The sequence below is a fragment of the Nocardioides aromaticivorans genome (assembly GCF_013408525.1).
Classification (GTDB): Bacteria; Actinomycetota; Actinomycetes; order Propionibacteriales; family Nocardioidaceae; genus Nocardioides; species Nocardioides aromaticivorans.
Window position 1 is genome coordinate 4,801,427 of record NZ_JACBZM010000001.1, and the last position, 18,716, is coordinate 4,820,142.

Here is an 18,716-nt window from a genome sequence, read left to right on the forward strand (position 1 = left end):
GGGCCGAGGTGAAGGAGACGGCCCGCGTCAGCCCAGGCGCTCGATGATGGTGACGTTGGCCTGGCCGCCGCCCTCGCACATCGTCTGCAGGCCGTAGCGACCGCCGGTGCGCTCGAGTTCGTTGAGCATCGTGGTCATCAGGCGGGTGCCGGTGGCCCCGATCGGGTGACCCAGCGCGATGCCGCCGCCGTTGACGTTGACCTTCTCGTGCGGCGCGCCGGTCTCCTTCATCCACGCCAGCGCGACGGACGCGAACGCCTCGTTGCACTCGAAGAGGTCGATGTCGTCGATCGCGATGCCGGACTTCTGCACGGCGTGCTTGGTCGCGTTGATCGGACCGGTGAGCATCCAGACCGGGTCGTCGCCGCGGACGGACAGGTGGACGATCCGGGCCCGGGGCGTCAGCCCGTGGTCCTTCACGGCCTGCTCGGAGGCGATGAGCATCGCGGAGGACGCGTCGCAGATCTGCGAGGCGACGCCGGCCGTGATCCGACCCCCCGGAGCCAGCGGCTCGAGTCCGGCCATCTTCTCGAGCGAGGTCTCGCGCGGGCACTGGTCGGTGTCGAAGACGGTGCCGTCCTCGAGGGTGAGCGGGATGATCTCGTTGGCGAAGCGTCCCTCGGCGATCGCGGTCCGGGCCCGCTCGTGCGAGGCGAGCGCGAACCGCTCCATCTCCTCGCGGGAGATGTCCCACTTCTCGGCGATCATCTCGGCCGAGCGGAACTGGCTGACCTCCTGGTCGCCGTACCGCTTGAGCCAGCCGGGTGACTCGGCGAAGGGGGTGGAGAAGCCGTACTGCTGGCCGACGAGCATCGCGGCCGAGATCGGGATGGCGCTCATGTTCTGCACGCCACCCGCGACGACGAGGTCCTGGGTGCCGGACAGGACGCCCTGCGCGGCGAAGTGGACGGCCTGCTGGGACGAGCCGCACTGACGGTCGATCGTCACGCCCGGCACGTGGTCCGGGAGGCCGGCCACGAGCCACGCCGTACGGGCGATGTCGCCGGCCTGCGAGCCGATGGTGTCGCAGCAGCCGAGGATCACGTCGTCGACCGCGCCCGCGTCGACGCCGGTGCGCTCGACGAGCGCTGCCAGCGAGTGCGCGGCCAGGTCGGCGGAGTGGACGCCGGCGAGCGCGCCACCGCGCTTGCCGACCGCGGTGCGGACCGCGTCGACGATGTAGGCCTCAGGCATTGCTAATCCCATCTAGGAGAATCCGGACGTACTGGTCGGCGACGGTCGTGTGGCTCAGGCCGCGGCCGGGGCGGTACCACCGGACGGCGACCCACACGGTGTCGCGGATGAAGCGGTAGGTCAGCGTGACGTCGAGGTCGGGGCGCAGCACGCCCGTGCGCACGCCCTCCTCGATCAGCGTCACCCACACCTGCCGGGACTGGGTGTTGCGGTCGGCGAGGTAGCCGAACCGCTCGAAGGTGCCGAGGTGGTCGGCGTCGTTCTGGAAGATCGCCACCTCGTGCGGGTGCTGGTCGATCGCCTCGAAGGAGACCCGGACGGCCCGCTCCAGCTTGGTCCGGGCGTCGTCGCCGCTGGCGAGGATCTCGTCGTACTTGCCGAAGAGCTCCTCCTGGAAGGGCACGAGCAGCTCGTCGACCATCGACTCCTTGGAGTCGAAGTGGTGGTAGAGGCTGCCGGAGAGGATGCCCGCGGCGTCGGCGATGTCGCGCACCGTCGTGTTGCGGAAGCCCTTCTCCGCGAAGAGCTCCGCGGCGATCGCGAGCAGCTGCTCGCGCCGCGTCGGCGTGCCGTTGGACTCAGGCGTGCTGGCTGCTGACACTGATCACCTCACCGGTCAGGTACGACGAGTAGTCGCTCGCGAGGAAAACCATCACGTTGGCAACCTCCCACGGCGCAGCCGCGCGACCAAAGGCCTCCCGCTGCTTGAGCTCCACCAGCAGCTCGGGCGAGGTCACCTTCTCGAGGAAGGGGTGCATCGCCAGGCTCGGGGAGACCGCGTTGACGCGGATGCCGTGCGGGGCCAGGTCGAGGGCGGAGCAGCGGGTCAGCGCCATCACACCGGCCTTGGCGGCGGCGTAGTGGGCCTGACCCTCCTGGGCGCGCCAGCCGATGACGGAGGCGTTGTTGACGATGACGCCCTTCTTGCCGGCGGCCACGAAGCGCTGGCCGACCGCCCGGGTGGCGCGCATGGTGCCGGTGAGGGTGATGTCGATGACGCGGTTCCAGGTCTCGTCGGTGACCTCGAGGATCGAGTCGGTGCCGCCCAGGCCGGCGTTGTTGACCATGACGTCGACGCCGCCGAACTCCTCGGCCGCGTCGAGGAGGGCCTGGATGTCCTCCTCCTTCGTCACGTTGCAGACGAGCTGGCGGACCCGGTCGGCGCCGAACTCGGCGGCCAGCGCCTCCTCGGCCTCTGCGAGGCGGCGCTCGTGGGTGTCACTGAAGACGACCGCCTTCGCGCCCTCCTCCAGCGCCCGTCGTACGACGGCGGCGCCGATGCCGGCACCGGCGGCAGCCGTCACGACGACGACCTTGCCGGCCAGCAGGTCGTGCCCGGGGACGTAGTCGGGGGTGGGCTGCTCGGGACGGAGCTGGGTCATCAGGATCCCTTCGGTTCGCGGGGAAGGCCGAGCACGCGCTCGGCGAGGATGTTCTTCTGCACCTCGTCGCTGCCGCCGTAGAGGGTGTCGGCGCGCGAGAAGAGGAAGAGCCGCTGGTGGTCGTCGAGGTCGTACGACGCCGCGCTGGTGGGCCGCGCCAGCAGGCCCTCGGCCCCGGCGACGTCCATCGCCACCTCGCCGAGGGTGCGGTGCCAGTTGGCCCACGCCAGCTTGAAGATCGATCCCGCCCCGTTGCCGGCGGCCGAGTCCTGGCCGCCCTCGACGAGGGCGAGCGAGCGCAGTGCGAAGCTGCGGATGACGGCGAGCTCGGTCTTCATCCGGGCCAGCCGGTCGCGCACGACCGGGTCGTCGATGGAGCCGTTGGCCTTCGCCCGGTCGACGACCGTCGCCAGCTCGCGCGCGAAGCCCACGGTCTGGCCGAGGGTCGAGACACCGCGCTCGAAGCCGAGCAGGCCCATCGCGACGCCCCAGCCCTGCCCGGGCTCGCCGACGACGAGGTCGCCGGCGGTGCGGGCGCCGGTGAAGAAGACCTCGTTGAACTCCGAGCCGCTGGTGAGCTGCTCGATCGGGCGGACCTCGACGCCGTCCTGGTCGAGCGGCACGAGGAGGAAGGACAGGCCGTGGTGCCGGGTCGACCCGGGCTCCGTGCGGGCGACGACGAAGCACCAGTCGGAGAGGTGCGCGAGCGAGGTCCACACCTTCTGGCCGTCGATGACCCACTCGCCGGTCGACTCGTCGCGGCGGGCGCGGGTCTGCACGTTGGCCAGGTCGGAGCCGGCGTCCGGCTCGGAGTAGCCCTGCGCCCACAGCTCGCGCACGGCGACGATCTCGGGCAGGAAGCGCTTCCTCTGCTCCTCGGTGCCGAACGCGATGAGCGTCGGGCCCAGCAGCTGCTCGCCGAGGTGGTTGACGCCGGCGGGCGCGTCGGAGCGGGCGTACTCCTCGTGGAAGATCACCTGCTGCCACAGCGACAGCCCACGGCCGCCGTGCTCGGTCGGCCAGCCGACGGCGGTCCAGCCGTGCTCGGCGAGGTGGCGGTTCCACGCGAGGCGCTCGTCGTGCGCCTCGTGCTCGCGACCGGGGCCGCCGAGGCCGCGCAGCGCGGCCCACTCACCCGTCAGGTGGTCGGCGAGCCACGTGCGCACCTCCTCGCGGAAGGCGCGGTCGGCTGCACTCTCGGTCAGGTCCACATCGGAAGCATACCAAGCAAATGCTTGGTAGGGTGTGGCCATGGACACGATTCCCGCCGTCCTGCGCGCTGCAGCGGAGGAGCACGGCGACCGCCCCGCCTACGTCGACGGCGACCGCGTCGTCTCGTTCACCGGGATGCTCGAGCTCGTGCGCCGTACGGCGGCCGGCTACCGCTCCCGCGGCTTCGCCCCCGGGGAGCGCGCCGCGATCTGGGCGCCCAACAGCATCGACTGGGTCGTCGCGGCGCTGGCCGTCTCCTACGCCGGCGGCACCCTGGTCCCGCTGAACTCGCGCTACACCGGCCACGAGGCCGCCGACATCGTCGAGCGCGCGGGCGCGACGCTGGTCGTCGTGGCCGACGGCTTCCTCGGCCGCCACCAGATCGACGAGCTGCGCGCGGCCGCCGACCTCGCGGGCGTGCGCGACCTCGTCGACATCGCCACGCTGGCCGACCTGGCCACCGAGCCGGGCGACATCGACGAGGTGGCCGCCGCGGTGGCGCCCGACGACGTCGCCGACATCCTGTTCACGTCCGGCACGACCGGACGGCCCAAGGGCGCGATGAGCGCGCACCGGCAGACCGTCGGCGTGGCACGGACCTGGGGCGAGCTCGGTGGCGTCACCGCCGACGACCGCTACCTCGTGGTCAACCCGTTCTTCCACTCGTTCGGCTACAAGGTCGGCATCGTCACCGGCCTGACCACCGGCGCCACGCTCTACCCGCTCGCGACCTTCGACCTCGAGCGGACGATGGAGCTGATCGAGACCGAGCGGATCAGCGTGCTCCCCGGAGCGCCGGCGATCTACCAGTCGCTGCTGACCGCGCCGGGCCGCGCCGACCGCGACCTCTCCAGCCTCCGCCTCGCCGTCACGGGTGCGGCCGTCGTACCCGTCGTGCTGATCGAGCGGATGCGTGAGGAGCTGGGGATCGACCAGGTCGTCACCGCGTTCGGGATGACCGAGGCCGTCGTGGTCACGATGGCGCGCGAGGGCGACGACGCCGAGCTGGTCGCGACCACCTGCGGGCGGGCCATCCCCCGCATGGAGACCCGCATCGACGCGGAGGCGCCCGGCGAGTCGGGCGAGCTGCTGGTGCGCGGCGACTTCGTCATGCTCGGCTACCTCGACGACCCCGCCGCCACGGCCGAGGCGATCGACGCCGACGGCTGGCTGCACACCGGCGACGTCGGCGTCCTCGACGAGGCCGGCAACCTGCGCATCACCGACCGCCTCAAGGACATGTACATCTCCGGCGGGTTCAACGTCTATCCCGCCGAGGTCGAGCAGGCCCTGATGCGGATGGACGGCGTCGACGACGTCGCCGTGGTCGGCGTCCCCGACGAGCGGATGGGCGAGGTCGGCAAGGCGTACGTCGTCGGCCGGGCCTCCGGCGAGGACGTGATCGCCTTCGCGAAGGAGCGGCTCGCGAACTTCAAGGTGCCGCGCTTCGTCGAGACGGTCGACGCGCTGCCGCGGAACCTGTCCGGCAAGGTGCTCAAGACCGAGTTGAGGAAGAACTGATGGACCTGGACCTGTCCCCCTCCGAGCTGGCCTTCCAGGCCGAGGCGCGCGCCTGGCTGGCGGAGAACGTGCCGGCCGAGCCCCTGCCGTCGCTCGACACCCCCGAGGGCTTCGAGCTGCACCGCCAGTGGGAGGCCAAGCTGTCGGCTGCTCGCTGGCCGGTCGTCTCGTGGCCGGAGGAGTACCACGGCCGCGGCGCGTCGCTGGTCGAGTGGATCATCTTCGAGGAGGAGTACTACCGCGCCGGCGCACCGCTCCGGGTCGGCCAGAACGGCATCTTCCTGCTCTCCCCCATCCTCTTCGAGCACGGCACGAAGGAGCAGCAGGACCGCTTCCTCCCGTCGATGGCGACCGGCGAGAAGGTCTGGGCCCAGTGCTGGAGCGAGCCCGAGGCCGGCTCCGACCTGGCCTCGTTGAAGTCGACCGCCCGTCGTGACGACGAGCGCGGTGGCTGGGTGCTCAACGGCCAGAAGATCTGGTGCTCGCGCGCCGCGCTCGCCCACTGGGGCTTCGGGCTGTTCCGCAGCGACCCGGAGGCGCAGAAGCACGCCGGGTTGACCTACTTCCTCTTCCCGCTCGACGCCGAGGGCGTGACGGTGCGCCCCATCGCGCAGCTCGACGGCGAGGCCGGCTTCGCGGAGGTCTTCTTCGACGACGTGTTCGTGCCCGACGCCGACGTGCTCGGCGCGCCCGGCGACGGATGGCGGGTCGCGATGAGCACCGCCGGCAACGAGCGTGGCCTGTCGCTGCGCTCCCCCGGCCGGTTCACCGCCGCCGCCGACCGCCTGCTCGCCCTGTACGCCGACCGGCCGGACCCGCGCGTCGCGGACCGGGTCGTCGACGCCTGGATCGGCGCCGAGGCCTACCGCCTCTACACCTGGGGCACCGTGTCGAGGCTCAAGGACGGTGGCGACATCGGCGCCGCCGGCTCGGTCAACAAGGTCTGGTGGAGCGAGCTCGACGTGGCGCTCCACGAGACGGCCCTCGACCTGCTCGGCGCCGACGCCGAGCTCGAGTCGACCTGGCTCGACGGCTACACCTTCTCGCTCTCCGGCCCGATCTACGCCGGCACCAACGAGATCCAGCGCAACATCGTGGCCGAGCGCATCCTCGGCCTCCCCCGCGAGCCGAAGGGAGCCCAGAAGTGAGGTTCGAGCTCACCACCGACCAGCGGGACTTCGCGGCATCGCTGGAGTCCCTGCTCTCCGCGGCCGACACCGTCGCGGCGGCCCGCGCCTGGGCGGCCGGCGACCACGACCCCGGGCTCAAGCTGTGGCAGCGCCTGGCCGAGCAGGGCGTGACCGAGCTCGCCACCGAGGCCACCCCGGTCGAGGTCGTCGTCGCCTTCGAGGCGCTCGGACGGCACGCCGTGCCCGGGCCGTGGGTCGAGTCGGCGGCGTACCTGCCGGTGGCGCTGGGCCGCGAGGTCGAGGGCATCGGCACCGTGGGCGCGCCGCGGGCCCTCGACGCCGACGTCGCCGACGAGCTGTACGCCGTCGTGGACGGTGCGCTGCACACGGCGACCGCCGGAGCGGCGCACGTCTCGGTCGACCGCGCGCGGCACCTGTTCGACGTCACGGTGGGCGACCCCGTCGAGCACGGCGACCTCGCCGCGGCGTACGACCTGGCCGCCCTGGCCACCGCCGCCCAGCTCCTGGGCGCCGGCGAGCGGGTGCTGGCCGACGCGGTCACCTACGTGAAGCAGCGCAGGCAGTTCGGCCGCGAGATCGGCTCCTACCAGGCGATCAAGCACAAGCTCGCCGACGTGCGGATCGCCCTCGACTTCGCGCGCCCGCTGGTCTTCGGTGCCGCCCTGGTGCCGACGGGCTCGATCACCGAGAGGGAGCGCGCGGTGTCGGCGGCCAAGGTCGCCTGTGCGGACGCGGCGTACCTCGCCTCCCGCACGGGCCTGCAGGTGCACGGCGCGATCGGCTACACCCAGGAGTTCGACCTGAGCGTGTGGATCACGAAGATCCGCGCGCTCGTCACCGCGTGGGGCACCCCGGCCGAGCACCGAGCCCGGATCCTCGACTCGCTGGTGGGTGCCTGATGGACTTCGCACTCAGCGAGGAGCAGGCCGAGCTCGCGGCCACCGTGCGCAGCCTGCTCGAGAAGCGGGCCGACTCCGCCTCCGTCCGCGCCGCCTCCACGTCGGAGTCCGGTCACGACGAAGCGCTGTGGGCGACGCTGTGCGAGCAGATCGGGGTCGCGGCGCTCGCCGTCCCCGAGGAGTACGACGGCGTGGGGGCCAGCTTCTTCGAGACGGCCGTGGTCCTGGAGGAGCTCGGCCGCTCGCTCGCCCCGTCCCCGCTGCTCGCGACGACGATCGCGACCGAGGCCCTCCTGGCCGGCGGCACCGAGGACGCGAAGCAGCGCCTGCTCCCCCGCATCGCCGCCGGTGAGATCGCGACGCTCGTCACCGGCGCGGCGCCGGTGCTCGACGGCGACCGCGCCTCGATCGTGCTCGCGGTGATCGGCGACGAGCTCGTCGAGCTCGAGGGCGCGGTCCCGACCTGGACCGAGTCGATGGACCAGAGCATCCGCCTCGCGCGGCTGGACCTGACCGGTGCGAGCACCGTCCGGCTCGGCGACGGCACCAGCGCAGGGGCGCGGGCCGAGCTGGTCGCGGGCGCGTCAGTCGCGGCGCTCGCGGTCGGGCTCGCCGACCGGGCACTGCGGATGACGGTCGACTACAGCAAGGAGCGGGTCCAGTTCGGGCGCGCGATCGGCTCCTTCCAGGCGCTCAAGCACCGGATGGCCGAGGTGTTCGCCCGGACCGAGATGGCGCGCTCGGCGAGCTGGGCCGCGTCGTACGCACTGGCGGAGGGCGCCGACGACGCCGACTTCCTGACCCGGGCGGCGGCGTCGTACGCGATCGAGACGGCTCAGCTCGCGGCCAGCGAGTGCGTGCAGCTGCACGGCGGCATCGCGATCACCTGGGAGCACGACGCCCACCTGGTGTTCAAGCGCGCCCACGCCCTGGGGCAATTGTCCGGCGCACCGCACCGACACCGGGCAGCCGTGGCGCTCTGAGCGGGAGCCGACGGCCGCGGCGCCGGGCCGGCTCCGGGTCCTCGACCTCGGGCCGGACGACGTGGTCGAACGCGTCCTCGCCCTGCAACGCCGCCGCGATCGACGGCGCCGCCATCCGCACGACCTCGTCCACGGGGGCGGAGGCGAGCGGCTCGATCTTGAGCACGTAGCGGGTCATGGCGAGCCCGATCAGCTGCGACGCGACGAGCTCCGCCTTCATCGCCGACATGGCCCGGCGCTCCAGCACCGGCTGGAAGCGCGGGTTCAGCACCGCCTTGTTGATCCATCCGTAGAGGCGCGGCGCGCCCGGACCCATCCGCGTGGACTGGCGCACCATCTGCAGCATCCGCTGGCGGGTGCGCGGGTGCTCGCAGAGCAGCAGGAAGCGCCGCAGCAGGCGGATCGCGAAGTCTTCGGTGGGGTCGAGGCTGTGCATGGCCCCTCGATGGTGCCGCACAGGCCATCCCGATGGTCAGCCCGAGGCCCCGCGCCGGACGGTGGTCTACGCCACAGCGCACCGGGTTTGACTGTCAGTTGACACGTTTCGGTTCCGATTTTGACTCGGCGCACGTACTCTCGCACACCATGGGTCAGATCGATACGAGCACGGCCGACCTCGCGTCGGTGGACGTCCACGCGCTGGGCGCACGCATCCGGGCGCTTCGCAGCCAGCGTGGCCTGACGCAGGGCGAGCTCGCCGGGAAGAGCCTCTCGACCGGCTACGTCTCCCGCATCGAGAGCGGTGGCCGACGCCCCACGATGAAGGTGCTGATCGAGCTCGCCGGTCGGCTCGGCACCACCACGGACCAGCTCCTCCACGGCATCGAGAGCTCGGCCTACGACGAGATCCGCCTCGGCCTCGACTACGCCGAGATCGCCCTCGAGAGCGGCGACGCAGGCGAAGCCGAGTCACACGCCCGGCAAGCCCTCGCCGCCGCCGAGGCGAGCCACCTCGCGTCCTTCGTCGAGCGCGGCGCCTACCTCCTCGGACGCGCCCTGGAGGCCCGCGGCGCCTACGACGAGGCCATCACCCGCTTCGAGCAGGTCGTCGCCACCAGCACCGGACTGCCCCGGCTCGAGGCCGGCATCGCGCTCAGCCGCTGCCTGCGTGACTCGGGCGACCTCAGCCTCGCGATCGAGGCCGGCGAGCAGGTGGAGGCGGCGTTCTCGGACACCCCGCTGGCCACCACCGACGAGGCGGTTCAGCTGTCGGTCACCATCGCGTCCGCCTACGCCGAGCGCGGCGACCTGTCCCGTGCCACCCGCCGCTGCACCGCCGCGATCGCGACGGCGGAGGCGCTGTCGTCGCCACGGGCCCGCGCCGCGGCGTACTGGAACGCCAGCGTGGTCGAGTCCACCAAGGGTCGCACCACCGCCGCCGCTCCCCTGGCGGCCCGCGCCCTCGCCCTGCTGAGCGAGGGCCGCGACGAGCGCAACCTGGCGCGCCTGCGCCTCCAGGTCGGCCGGCTGCTGCTGCAGGCCGACCCGCCGGAGGTGACGACCGCGATCGACCACGCCACCCGCGCGCGCGAGGACCTCGTGCACACCAGCGCGAGCGCCGTCGACCTGGCGTTCTGCGACGTGACGCTCGCCCAGGCACACCTCCTGACCGGCGACCACGTGTCGGCACGCGAGCTCGCCGAGCGCTGCCTCGAGACCGCGCCGGCCGAGGCGCCACTCCCGCGCGTCGAGGCGACGATCGTGCTCGGCCAGGTCGCGGCGAGCCAAGGGGACGTCGACGCTGCGCGCTCGAGCTACCAGTCGGCCGCGCAGCTGTTGTCGGCCGTCGGCGCGGACCGCTCCGCCGCCCAGGTCTGGTACGAGCTCGCGGAGCTCCTCGAGGAGGTCCACGACTACGACGGCGCCCGGACCGCGTTCAGGAGCGCCGCAGCGGCCACCGGTCTGGCTGCTCGCCGTCAGCGCGTCACGACGGCGGTGCTCAGCCGCTGACGCAGGCGGTCAGCAGCACCAGACGTTCTTCGCTGACACGGCGCTCTGCCCACCGGCGTGGGCGGGAGCGGCTGCTCCGACGAGCCCGAGGGTGGCGACGGCGAACCCGGCGAGAACGAGCTTGAACTTCCGCATGACGACCTCCGAGGTAGCGGCGGACGGCTTGGGGCGAGCCGTCTCACTCGGCAAGATCATGTCACAGGCAGTCACATTTGCAAGGCAAACGCGTGTACGCTGCAGGCACCTCGATGGCAGCAGCTCCACGAGCCCTGGCGCGTGACCCAATCCCCCAGAGGTCATGGGTCAGGGAGGCCGCAGCCGTCGAGGCCCGGGCAACTTCCGGGGCCCGGAGCACAGATGGCCCTCCCGCAGTCGGCGCTGCTGGAGGGCCATCGGCATGTCACGGGCCGGAGAGGTCCGCTCAGGCGTCGGTGGTCCGGTACCTGCCCTTGAAGAAGAGCAACGGCTCGCTCGTCCCGCCGTCCGGGCCGCGGGTCTCGAGGTGCTCGACCCTGCCGACCACGATGAAGTGGTCCCCGCCCTCGTAGACGGCGTGGATGGTGCAGTCGAGATGGGCCAGCGTGCCGGTGATGACCGGCGAGCCGGTCGCCGTCGCCGGCGTCCAGTCGATGCCGGCGAACTTGTCGGCGCCCTTGGTCGCCATCTGGGCGGAGACGTGCTCCTGGTCGGCCGCCAGCACGTTGACGCAGAACCGGCCGGCACGCTGGATGAGCGGCCAGGCGCGCGACGTCCGCGCCGGGATGAACGTGATCAGGGGCGGGTCGAGGGACACGCTGGAGAACGACTGGCAGGTCATCCCGACCGGCTCGTCGCCGCTCATCGTCGTGATCACGGTGATGCCCGAGGCGAACGAGCCCAGGACGTCGCGGAAGCGACGGGCGGCGGCCTGCGCCTCCGGGTCGTCGTGGACCGCGACCTCCTCGCCGGGGCGCAGCTCGAAGTCGACCTCCGCGTCACCGAGCCAGGACTGGATCAGCTCCGGGTGCGGCCAGGTCTCGCGGGCGTCCGGGCTGATGCCGTCGGGTATCGCGTCCTGGTTCTCTGCCACGGTGTCCACGCTAACGGTCCCTCAGTGCCCACCGAAGACATGGCCCCAGTACGAGACCGCGGTCGACTCACGTGCGACCCAACGGCTGTCGTCGACGGTCATGCCGTCGGTGCCGAACTCGACGTCGAAGCCGCCGGGCGACTTCACGTAGAACGAGATCATCTCGTCGTTCATGTGCCGGCCGAGCGTCGCCGACAGCGGCGCGCCGTGCTTGCGGACCCGCTCGAGCGCGCGGCCGACGTGGTCGAGCTTGTCGACCTCGAGCATGACGTGGACGCACTTGCTCGGGTTCGGCATCGGCAGGAAGGCCAGCGAGTGGTGCCGCGGGTTGACGCCGAGGAAGCGCAGCCAGACCTTGCTGCCCGGCTCCTTGCCGACGAACTCGCCGGGCATGCTCATCGAGTCGCGCAGGCGGAAGCCGAGGACCTCGGTGTAGAAGCGGAGCGCCTCGACGTCGTCGAGCACCGGCACCACGATGTGCCCGAGGCCCTGGTCGCCGGTGACGAAGGTGGCGGCGTACGGCGTGACGACGGGGCGGGCCTCGTAGGTGATGCCGTGGTAGAGCTCGAAGACGTTGTCCCACGGGTCGCGGAAGCGCACGAGCTCCTGCACGCGGCGCTCGTCGAGCTCCTCCTTCGTGCCCTCCTCGAACTCGACGCCGGACTTCTGCAGGTGCTCGCGGGCGGCCTGCAGGGCCTGGTGGTCGGCGACCTCCCAGCCGGTGCAGTCCAGCTGGTCCACGTCGGAGGGGAAGACGACGACGCGGGCCGAGACCTCGTCGATGCGCCAGTACTGGTGGTCGGGGTTCGGGCCGCGGCCCTCGGCCAGGCCGAGGACCTTGCCGGCGAACTGCTTCCAGGCGTCCAGGTCGGTGCTGGCCACCCGGATGTAGCCCATGGAGCGGATGTCGATGGTCATCGTCGCGTCCTTTCGACGTGGCGGGCCAGGAAGGCCGTGCAGATCTCGGCGAACTCGTCGGCCGCCTCGATCTGGGCCCAGTGGCCGCAGTTCGGGAACACGTGCAGCTGCGCCTTCGGGATCTGCTTGAGGGCGACGAGCGCGCCGTCGAGCGGGTTGACCCGGTCCTCGCGGCCCCACGTGAGCAAAGTGTGCTTGCGCAGGCGGTGCGCCTCGCGCCAGAGCATGCCGTCCTCGGCCCACTCGGGGTTCCAGAAGGACGCACCCATCGAGCGCATCGCCTCCAGCGAGCCGGGCGCCGTGGCGTCGGCGAAGCGCTCCTCGACGAGCTCGTCGGTCACCAGGTCCTGGTTGACCACCATCGTCGAGATGAAGGCACGCAGCGCCTCGCGGCTGGGGTTCATGCTGAAGTCCATGAGCCGCTTCACGCCCTCGGTGGGGTCCGCGTGGAACAGGTTGACCGACAGGCCGCCCGGGCCCATCAGGACCAGCCGGCCGACGCGGTCGGGGTACTCGAGGGCGAACCGGGTCGCCGTACCACCGCCGAGGGAGTTGCCCAGCAGGTGGATCCGCTCGATCTGCAGCTCGTCGAGCAGCTGGACGAGGTACGACGCCGAGTGGCGGAAGTAGTTCGCCGTCACCGGCGGCTTGTCCGACTGGCCGAAGCCGGGCTGGTCGACCAGCAGGGTCCGGAAGGTCTGCGCGAACCTCGGGAGCGCCGAGCCGAAGTTGCTCCAGGCCGAGGCGCCGGGCCCGCCGCCGTGCAGCAGCACGAACGGGAGCCCGCCGCCCACCTGCGAGCCGTCCTCGGGACCGGCCTCGTAGTAGTTCAGCGTGATGTCGCCGGCCTTGGCCGACCGGCGGGTCGCCTCCTTGGAGAAGGCAGTGCTGTCAGCGGTCACGGTCAGTACATCCCCGGGTCGACCTTGTGCCCGAACTGCTGGCCGCCGTACATCTGCAGCGCGCGCTCGGGGTCGTTGGCGGCGTGGACGCGGCCCGCGTGGGAGTCGCGCCAGGCCCGCTGGAGGTAGGTGCCCTCGGCGAGCGCCCGGCCGCCCGAGGCCTCGAACAGGGCGTCGATGGCCTCGATGGAGCGCGCGGTGCCGAGCACCTGGTCGCGGCGCACGCGCAGGCGCAGCTCGAGCGGGATCGGCTCGCCCTTCGCCACGTGGGCCTGCTCCTCGCGGATGTTGTTCATCAGCAGCGCCCAGGCAGCGTCGATCTCCGACGAGGCGCGGGCGATGCGGACCGCGGCGAACGGGTCGAGGGACGCCTTCTCACCGAGGTACGCCGCACGGACGCGCTTCTGCTGCATCTCGACGTGCTCGGCGTACGCACCCTTGGCCATGCCGATGATCGGCGTGGCGATGGTGCTGGTGAAGATCGAGTGGAAGGGCAGCTTGTAGAGGTCGCTGGTGTTGACCGCCTGGCCCGGGCCCTTGCACTGGCCGGTCTCCCCCATCGAGAGCGTGAACTCCTCGGGGATGAAGGTCTCCTCCACGACGATGTCGTTGGAGCCGGTGCCGCGCAGGCCGACGACATTCCAGACGTCGACGACCTGGTACTTCTCCCGCGGGACCATGAAGGTGCGGAAGTCGACGACCTGGCCCTCCTCGTTGAACACGAGGCCGCCCAGCAGCACCCAGGAGCAGTGGTCGCTGCCGGACGAGAAGCTCCACTTGCCGGACAGCTTGAAGCCACCCTCGGTGAGGACCGCCTTGCCGGTCGGGGCATACGACGACGAGAGGCGCACGCTCTGGTCGGCGCCCCAGACGGCCTGCTGGGCCTTGTCGTCGAAGAGCGCGACCTGCCACGGGTGGACGCCGACCACGCTGGAGACCCAGCCGGTCGAGCCGTCGGCGGAGGCGATGTCGCGGACCGCGGTGTAGAACGCCACCGGGTCGGCCTCGAGGCCGCCGTACCGCTTCGGCTGCAGCAGCCGGAAGAAGCCGGTCTCCTCGAGCTCCTTGATCGACGCGTCCGGAATGACCCGGAGGCGGTCTCCCTCCTCGGCGCGCTCACGGAACGTGGGGAGCAGGTCGCGGACGCCGTCGAGAACGGCGGTGACCTCGGGAGAGAAGTCCTGGTGCATGTGCGCTCCTAGTGGATGGATCGAATGAGCCAATACTAGAACACGTTCTTGTTTTGGTCCATGCGACGCTCCCGGTGAGTGCGACGTGGGGACACATCCAGGCGGCACGGGCGGCCGTCCCTGGTCGCTAGGGTCGGACACATGGCTGTCGTCCACTCCTCCGCGACCATCCGCCCCACCAAGCAGGAGCTGCTGGAGACCGTCCTCGACGGGCCCGTCGAGGTCGTCGGCGCCTACCGCTTCGACGACCCCGACGGCGAGGTCGGCGTCGAGGGCTTCCTCGTGCGCCGCGAGGACCTGCTGCAGCACGTGCTGTTCAGCTACCGCGGCGCGATCCTCGCCGAGGACGGGGCCCGGCTCGTGAGCACGATGGAGCACTCGGAGCTGGGTCCGCGCTGGATCTACGACGGCGCGACCGACCCCGTCGCGGTCGCATGCGTGCGCCGGGCGATCCTGGGCGAGCAGGCGCAGGCGGTGCTGGAGCTGTGGGAGGACGGACGGCTCGTCGGCACGCGCGAGCCGGCGGTGCGGTTGAGCGCGGTGGCGGGCGACGCGGCCGGAAGCACGGCCGGGGGCACGGCCGGGGACGCGGGCGATCCGGCGGGCGTCGTCCACGTGCTGCGGGAGCCGGAGGAGGCCGCGTCCGGTCCCGCGCTGCTGGCGACCTGGGACGGCGGCCGGGCCGTCATCGCGCGTCTGGACTGACCCGCAGCTGCGCGCCCAGTCTCGCGGCGAGCTCCACCGACGCCTCGATCTCCTCGCGCCGGATCGAGACGCTCTCCACGTTGAGCCCGAACGGGACGTCGAGGCGGCGGCAGAACTCGACGAGCTCGGCAGCGGTCGCCGCCGACTGCTCCAGCGAGGCCCGCAGCGGGTTGGTCGCGTGACGCAGGTCGTTCTCGATCCACCGCGGGACGTCGACGCCGAGCCAGCGCAGGAACTCGAGGGTCTTCATCGACCCGCACACCGAGAACGTGAACACGATCGGCACCGGGGCCGTCCCGCGCTCCGCGCAGGCGTAGCGGTAGTCGGACACGAGGTTCTTGGCCGCGTTGACGTCGTACACGACCTGGGTGACGAAGAACCGGCAGCCCGCCTCCTGCTTGGCGATCAGCCGCAGGTGCTCGTTCTCGCGACGACGGTGCCGCTCCGGGATCGCCACTCCCCCGAGGAGCAGGTCCGGGTTGGCCTCGGCGCGCAGCGCCTGGGCGTCGGCGAGGGACAGCGGCGGTGTCGCTCCGCTGGAGGCGGCGCCGACCATGACGGTCAACGTGCTGCGGGGGTCCTGCTCGGCGATCCACGTGCGCAGGCCCTCGGGCTGGTACTTGCCCACGGCGCGGTAGACGATGACCGGCGTCCGCCACGACCCGAAGTGCTCCGCCCGGTACGTCGACGGGTCGACCGTCGGGCTGAACGGGAACGGCCGCTCCGCCGGGTTGCGGGAGCTCTCGTCGTCGATGTCGTAGAGGATCAGGCCGTCGAGGTCGAGGTGGTCGAGCCGCTCGACGGTGGCGCGCGCGATCTCCGGCAGCCGTTCGGCCGGAGTCGACTGCCGCGGCGGCGTGAGGGCGAAGAGGACGAAGCCGCCCTGGCCGGCCGCGATGCGCGTTGCGAGGTCCACGGCGCGAGGGTAGCGAGCGGGCCGCGCGCCGCCGTACCGGTCTCAGGTCGCCGCCTTCGGGTACCCAGCCATGATGACCTCCGTCCGCGTCGGGCTCGTCGCCGATCCCGCCGAGCCCACGGTGGTCGCCCGCCGGTTCCGCGACCACGAGTCGCGCCGCGACGCGGCACAGCGCCGGGACTGGCAGGTCGAGGTGGTCAGCGAACCGTTCACACTCGCCTGCGAGGACCTCGGCACCGCGCTCGGCAGGCTCACCGACCACGCTGACGCACGCGGCTGGGACCTCGTCGTCGGCATCACCGAGCTCCCGCTGCGCGACGACGAAGGCCGCTACCTCCTGGTCGAGACCGACCACGACCACCGGGCGGCACTGCTCTCCCTGCCCGCACTGGCGGGGCTGCGGGTCCACAGCCGCAGCCGGCGCGCCCTGCAGGAGCTGATCCACGGGCTCGACGGCTCCTCCACCCAACCCCAGCGGGTGCCGCTGCCGTCGCGCAGTGGCCGCTGGCGACTCCTGCTCGGCATGGTGCTCGCCAACCGGCCCTGGCTCGTCGTGCCCGGACTGAAGTCGGCGTTGATCGCCGCCCTCACGACCGGCGCCATCGCGACGATCAACTCCACCGTCTGGCTCCTCGCCGACTCGCTGTCGTGGTGGCGGTTGGTCGTGGCCACGGCCGTCTCGCTGGCGATGGTGGTCGGCTGGCTCGTCATCGACGGCGAGCTCTGGGACCACCCGGAGGACGGCTCCGCCGAAGCGCGCGAGAGGTCGCGGCTCTACAACCTCTCCACCCTGCTGACGTTGTCGGTCGGCGCCGTCATCTGCTACCTCGCGCTCTTCGTCCTGAACCTGCTGTGGGCGCTCTTCGTGCTCGATCCCGACGTCATGGGCGGCTACCTCGAACGGGGCGTCGAGCACGGCGACCTGTTGGTCCTGTCCTGGTTCGTGGCCTCGGCGGCGACCATCGGCGGTGCGCTGGGCAGCGGCCTGGAGTCCGACGAGGCGATTCGGGCGGCGACGTACTCCAAGCGTGAGGAGGACCGGCGCAACCGGTTGGCAGGAGCGCGGGACTGACGGGGGGCGTACGGCGACCGCGGTCGGTCGCGCAGAACTCCGGTGGTCGAGGAGGTCGCGCAGCGACCGGTGGTCGAGGAGGTCGCGCAGCGACCCGGTGGTCGAGGAGGTCGCGCAGCGACCGTCACGAGACCCCTTGCTCCGGTGCACCCGCTGTGCCCTGCGGTTGGTCGGCGGTCGGGTCTTCAAGCGCAGCGACGAGGACGGCGGGCGGGTAGCTGGGTCCGGCGGTCGGGTGCGGTCCGGCGGCCTCGTCGAGTCACTCCTTGCGCCACCTGTCGTCCACAAGGCCCCGTTGCAGAGCCGTTGTGCACAGGCACTTTCCGCTCCACCTGGTTGTGTCGGCACCCCGTGATCCAATACACGTATGGCCACTCGGGACCGACACCACCAGCTCGCGGACATGTCCGCCGACGCCGTGCTGTCCTTCGCCGAGCAGCGCCACGCGGCCCGACTCGACGCCGAACGCGACATCCTCGAAGCCGCCTACCAGTGGGCAGTCCTCCACTCACCCGACGCGCTCCCGGCCACGGACAAGCGCGGTCGCGAGCGGGCGAAGCCTGCTGGTGCGGTGGGTACGCCGCGGATCACCGAGCACGCCGCCGCGACCTTCGGCGCCCGGATCCAGACCAGCCCCTACGGCGCGAAGCGACTGATCGCCGACGCGGTCGACCTCGTCCACCGCCTCCCGAAGCTCTGGGCCGGCGTGAAAGCCGGTCAGGTGCGCTCCACGCATGCTCGTCATGTCGCCGACGCCACCCGCGAACTCACTGCGGACGAGGCCGCCTGGGTCGACGCCGAGGTGGTGGAGATCGCTGACGGCAGGTTGGCCTGGTCCCGGTTCGAAGCCGTCGTCGAGGGCAAGGTCGCCGCAGCCTCTCCCGAGCTCGCGAGGGCCAAAGAGGAGGCGGCCGCGAAGGACACCTTCATCCGCCGCTCCCGCGTCGACAAGCACGGCATCATGACGATGACCATCCGCGACCACGCCGCCGTGATCCTCGGCTCCGAAGCGGGCATCGACGCCACCGCCGACGGGCTGAAGGACCAGATGCCCGACGCCACCAAGACCGAACGACGCCTGGCGGCGTTCGCACTGCTGACCAACCCCGAGGCCCACGTCGACCTGACGGTCGGGCCGGTGAAGCCGAAGGTCCTCATCCGGCTCCACTGCACCCCCGACTCGGCCATCGCCCGGATGGAAGGCCACGGCCCGCTCACCACCGCCTACGTCCGCCACCTCGTCGACCACTACGCCAGCGGCGTGAAGGTCCAACCCGTCATCAACCTCAACCAAGGCGCATCCGTCGACGCCTACGAAATCCCCCACCGGCTCCGCGAGGCCGTGCACCTCATCCACCCCGGCGACACGTTCCCGTTCGCGGCGAACCTGTCCCGCAAGGTCGATCTGGACCACCAGATCCCCTACGCCGAGGGCGGCACCACCTCGACCGACAACCTCGGCCCGTTGACGAGGACCCACCACCGCATCAAGACCCACGCCGGCTGGGAAGTCCGACAACCCTTCCCCGGGATCGTCATCTGGCGAGACCCACACGGGGCCCACTACCTGGTCGACCAGACCGGAACACGCAAGGTCACCGTCGCCTGACAACAGGACGGTGCCGTCGTGGCTGCCTGGCGGGGGTTCTGGT

At 71.7% G+C, this 18,716-nt stretch carries 19 protein-coding genes; 8 read left to right on the top strand and 11 right to left on the bottom strand.

Going from position 1 to position 18,716, the window contains the following annotated elements:
• Positions 1 to 27 precede the first annotated feature (27 nt).
• Genes BJ993_RS23070 through BJ993_RS23085 form a run of 4 tightly spaced genes read right to left on the bottom strand, consistent with a single transcriptional unit; the run spans position 28 to position 3,787 of the window.
• On the bottom strand, positions 28 to 1,194 hold the full coding sequence (locus BJ993_RS23070) for an acetyl-CoA C-acetyltransferase (RefSeq protein WP_179651499.1): 1,167 nt from the start codon (positions 1,192 to 1,194) through the stop codon (positions 28 to 30).
• Positions 1,187 to 1,795 carry a TetR/AcrR family transcriptional regulator gene (locus tag BJ993_RS23075; protein WP_036546069.1) on the bottom strand — a complete coding sequence of 203 codons (609 nt, stop codon included), beginning with the start codon at positions 1,793 to 1,795 and terminating at the stop codon, positions 1,187 to 1,189. Before BJ993_RS23075 ends, BJ993_RS23070 begins: the two co-directional genes overlap by 8 nt.
• Positions 1,773 to 2,576 carry an SDR family oxidoreductase gene (locus BJ993_RS23080; protein ID WP_179651500.1) on the bottom strand — a complete coding sequence of 268 codons (804 nt, stop codon included), beginning with the start codon at positions 2,574 to 2,576 and terminating at the stop codon, positions 1,773 to 1,775. The genes BJ993_RS23075 and BJ993_RS23080 overlap by 23 nt, the downstream gene beginning before the upstream one ends.
• A complete protein-coding gene (locus BJ993_RS23085) occupies positions 2,576 to 3,787 on the bottom strand; it encodes an acyl-CoA dehydrogenase family protein (RefSeq protein ID WP_308645687.1) in 1,212 nt (403 codons plus the stop codon). Before BJ993_RS23085 ends, BJ993_RS23080 begins: the two co-directional genes overlap by 1 nt.
• A gap of 40 nt (positions 3,788 to 3,827) precedes the next feature.
• On the opposite strand from BJ993_RS23085, the gene BJ993_RS23090 reads away from it, so the two are divergent.
• The 4 genes from BJ993_RS23090 to BJ993_RS23105 are packed head-to-tail and all read left to right on the top strand — an operon-like array spanning position 3,828 to position 8,342.
• Complete coding sequence (locus tag BJ993_RS23090) at positions 3,828 to 5,309, top strand: FadD3 family acyl-CoA ligase (RefSeq protein WP_179651504.1); 1,482 nt, start codon at positions 3,828 to 3,830, stop codon at positions 5,307 to 5,309.
• The gene (locus BJ993_RS23095; protein ID WP_179651506.1) at positions 5,309 to 6,457 is read left to right on the top strand and encodes an acyl-CoA dehydrogenase family protein; all 1,149 of its coding nucleotides are present in this window, start codon (positions 5,309 to 5,311) and stop codon (positions 6,455 to 6,457) included. The genes BJ993_RS23090 and BJ993_RS23095 overlap by 1 nt, the downstream gene beginning before the upstream one ends.
• Positions 6,454 to 7,359, top strand: a complete 906-nt coding sequence (locus BJ993_RS23100) for an acyl-CoA dehydrogenase family protein (RefSeq protein ID WP_179651508.1) — start codon at positions 6,454 to 6,456, stop codon at positions 7,357 to 7,359. The genes BJ993_RS23095 and BJ993_RS23100 overlap by 4 nt, the downstream gene beginning before the upstream one ends.
• Entirely contained in the window at positions 7,359 to 8,342 is a 984-nt protein-coding gene (locus BJ993_RS23105) for an acyl-CoA dehydrogenase family protein (RefSeq protein ID WP_179651510.1), read from the top strand. The genes BJ993_RS23100 and BJ993_RS23105 overlap by 1 nt, the downstream gene beginning before the upstream one ends.
• Here BJ993_RS23105 and BJ993_RS23110 read toward each other — a convergent pair.
• On the bottom strand, positions 8,272 to 8,778 hold the full coding sequence (locus tag BJ993_RS23110) for a TetR/AcrR family transcriptional regulator (RefSeq protein ID WP_179651512.1): 507 nt from the start codon (positions 8,776 to 8,778) through the stop codon (positions 8,272 to 8,274). The genes BJ993_RS23105 and BJ993_RS23110 overlap by 71 nt on opposite strands.
• Before the next feature lie 149 nt (positions 8,779 to 8,927).
• Here BJ993_RS23110 and BJ993_RS23115 point away from each other — a divergent pair, with 149 nt between their 5' ends.
• The gene (locus BJ993_RS23115; RefSeq protein WP_179651514.1) at positions 8,928 to 10,292 is read left to right on the top strand and encodes a helix-turn-helix domain-containing protein; all 1,365 of its coding nucleotides are present in this window, start codon (positions 8,928 to 8,930) and stop codon (positions 10,290 to 10,292) included.
• 9 nt (positions 10,293 to 10,301) lie between these two features.
• On the opposite strand, the gene BJ993_RS26210 is transcribed toward BJ993_RS23115, so the two are convergent.
• The 5 genes from BJ993_RS26210 to hsaA all read right to left on the bottom strand — a co-directional run bounded on the left by BJ993_RS26210 (position 10,302) and on the right by hsaA (position 14,371).
• Positions 10,302 to 10,427, bottom strand: a complete 126-nt coding sequence (locus tag BJ993_RS26210) for a hypothetical protein (protein ID WP_257026969.1) — start codon at positions 10,425 to 10,427, stop codon at positions 10,302 to 10,304.
• 286 nt (positions 10,428 to 10,713) lie between these two features.
• Positions 10,714 to 11,361 (bottom strand): flavin reductase family protein, encoded by a 648-nt coding sequence (locus tag BJ993_RS23120; protein ID WP_308645688.1) that lies wholly within the window; start codon positions 11,359 to 11,361, stop codon positions 10,714 to 10,716.
• A gap of 21 nt (positions 11,362 to 11,382) precedes the next feature.
• The gene (gene hsaC, locus BJ993_RS23125) at positions 11,383 to 12,279 is read right to left on the bottom strand and encodes an iron-dependent extradiol dioxygenase HsaC (protein WP_218864779.1); all 897 of its coding nucleotides are present in this window, start codon (positions 12,277 to 12,279) and stop codon (positions 11,383 to 11,385) included.
• On the bottom strand, positions 12,276 to 13,181 hold the full coding sequence (gene hsaD / locus BJ993_RS23130; RefSeq protein ID WP_308645689.1) for a 4,5:9,10-diseco-3-hydroxy-5,9,17-trioxoandrosta-1(10),2-diene-4-oate hydrolase: 906 nt from the start codon (positions 13,179 to 13,181) through the stop codon (positions 12,276 to 12,278). The genes hsaC and hsaD overlap by 4 nt, the downstream gene beginning before the upstream one ends.
• 2 nt (positions 13,182 to 13,183) lie before the next feature.
• Entirely contained in the window at positions 13,184 to 14,371 is a 1,188-nt protein-coding gene (hsaA, locus tag BJ993_RS23135) for a 3-hydroxy-9,10-secoandrosta-1,3,5(10)-triene-9,17-dione monooxygenase oxygenase subunit (protein ID WP_179651516.1), read from the bottom strand.
• Between the two features lie 141 nt (positions 14,372 to 14,512).
• Between hsaA and BJ993_RS23140 the strand changes: the two genes are divergently transcribed.
• Complete coding sequence (locus tag BJ993_RS23140; protein WP_179651518.1) at positions 14,513 to 15,076, top strand: maltokinase N-terminal cap-like domain-containing protein; 564 nt, start codon at positions 14,513 to 14,515, stop codon at positions 15,074 to 15,076.
• Here the strand turns inward: BJ993_RS23140 and BJ993_RS26695 are convergent.
• Positions 15,057 to 15,992, bottom strand: coding sequence for a methylenetetrahydrofolate reductase (locus tag BJ993_RS26695; protein WP_179651520.1), 936 nt, complete (start codon positions 15,990 to 15,992; stop codon positions 15,057 to 15,059). The two genes, BJ993_RS23140 and BJ993_RS26695, sit on opposite strands and share 20 nt — an antisense overlap.
• 73 nt (positions 15,993 to 16,065) lie before the next feature.
• Between BJ993_RS26695 and BJ993_RS23150 the strand changes: the two genes are divergently transcribed.
• Positions 16,066 to 17,064 (top strand): hypothetical protein, encoded by a 999-nt coding sequence (locus BJ993_RS23150; protein WP_179651522.1) that lies wholly within the window; start codon positions 16,066 to 16,068, stop codon positions 17,062 to 17,064.
• Positions 17,065 to 17,431: 367 nt separating this feature from the next.
• Complete coding sequence (locus tag BJ993_RS23155) at positions 17,432 to 18,673, top strand: HNH endonuclease signature motif containing protein (RefSeq protein ID WP_179651524.1); 1,242 nt, start codon at positions 17,432 to 17,434, stop codon at positions 18,671 to 18,673.
• The last annotated feature ends 43 nt before the right edge of the window (positions 18,674 to 18,716 follow it).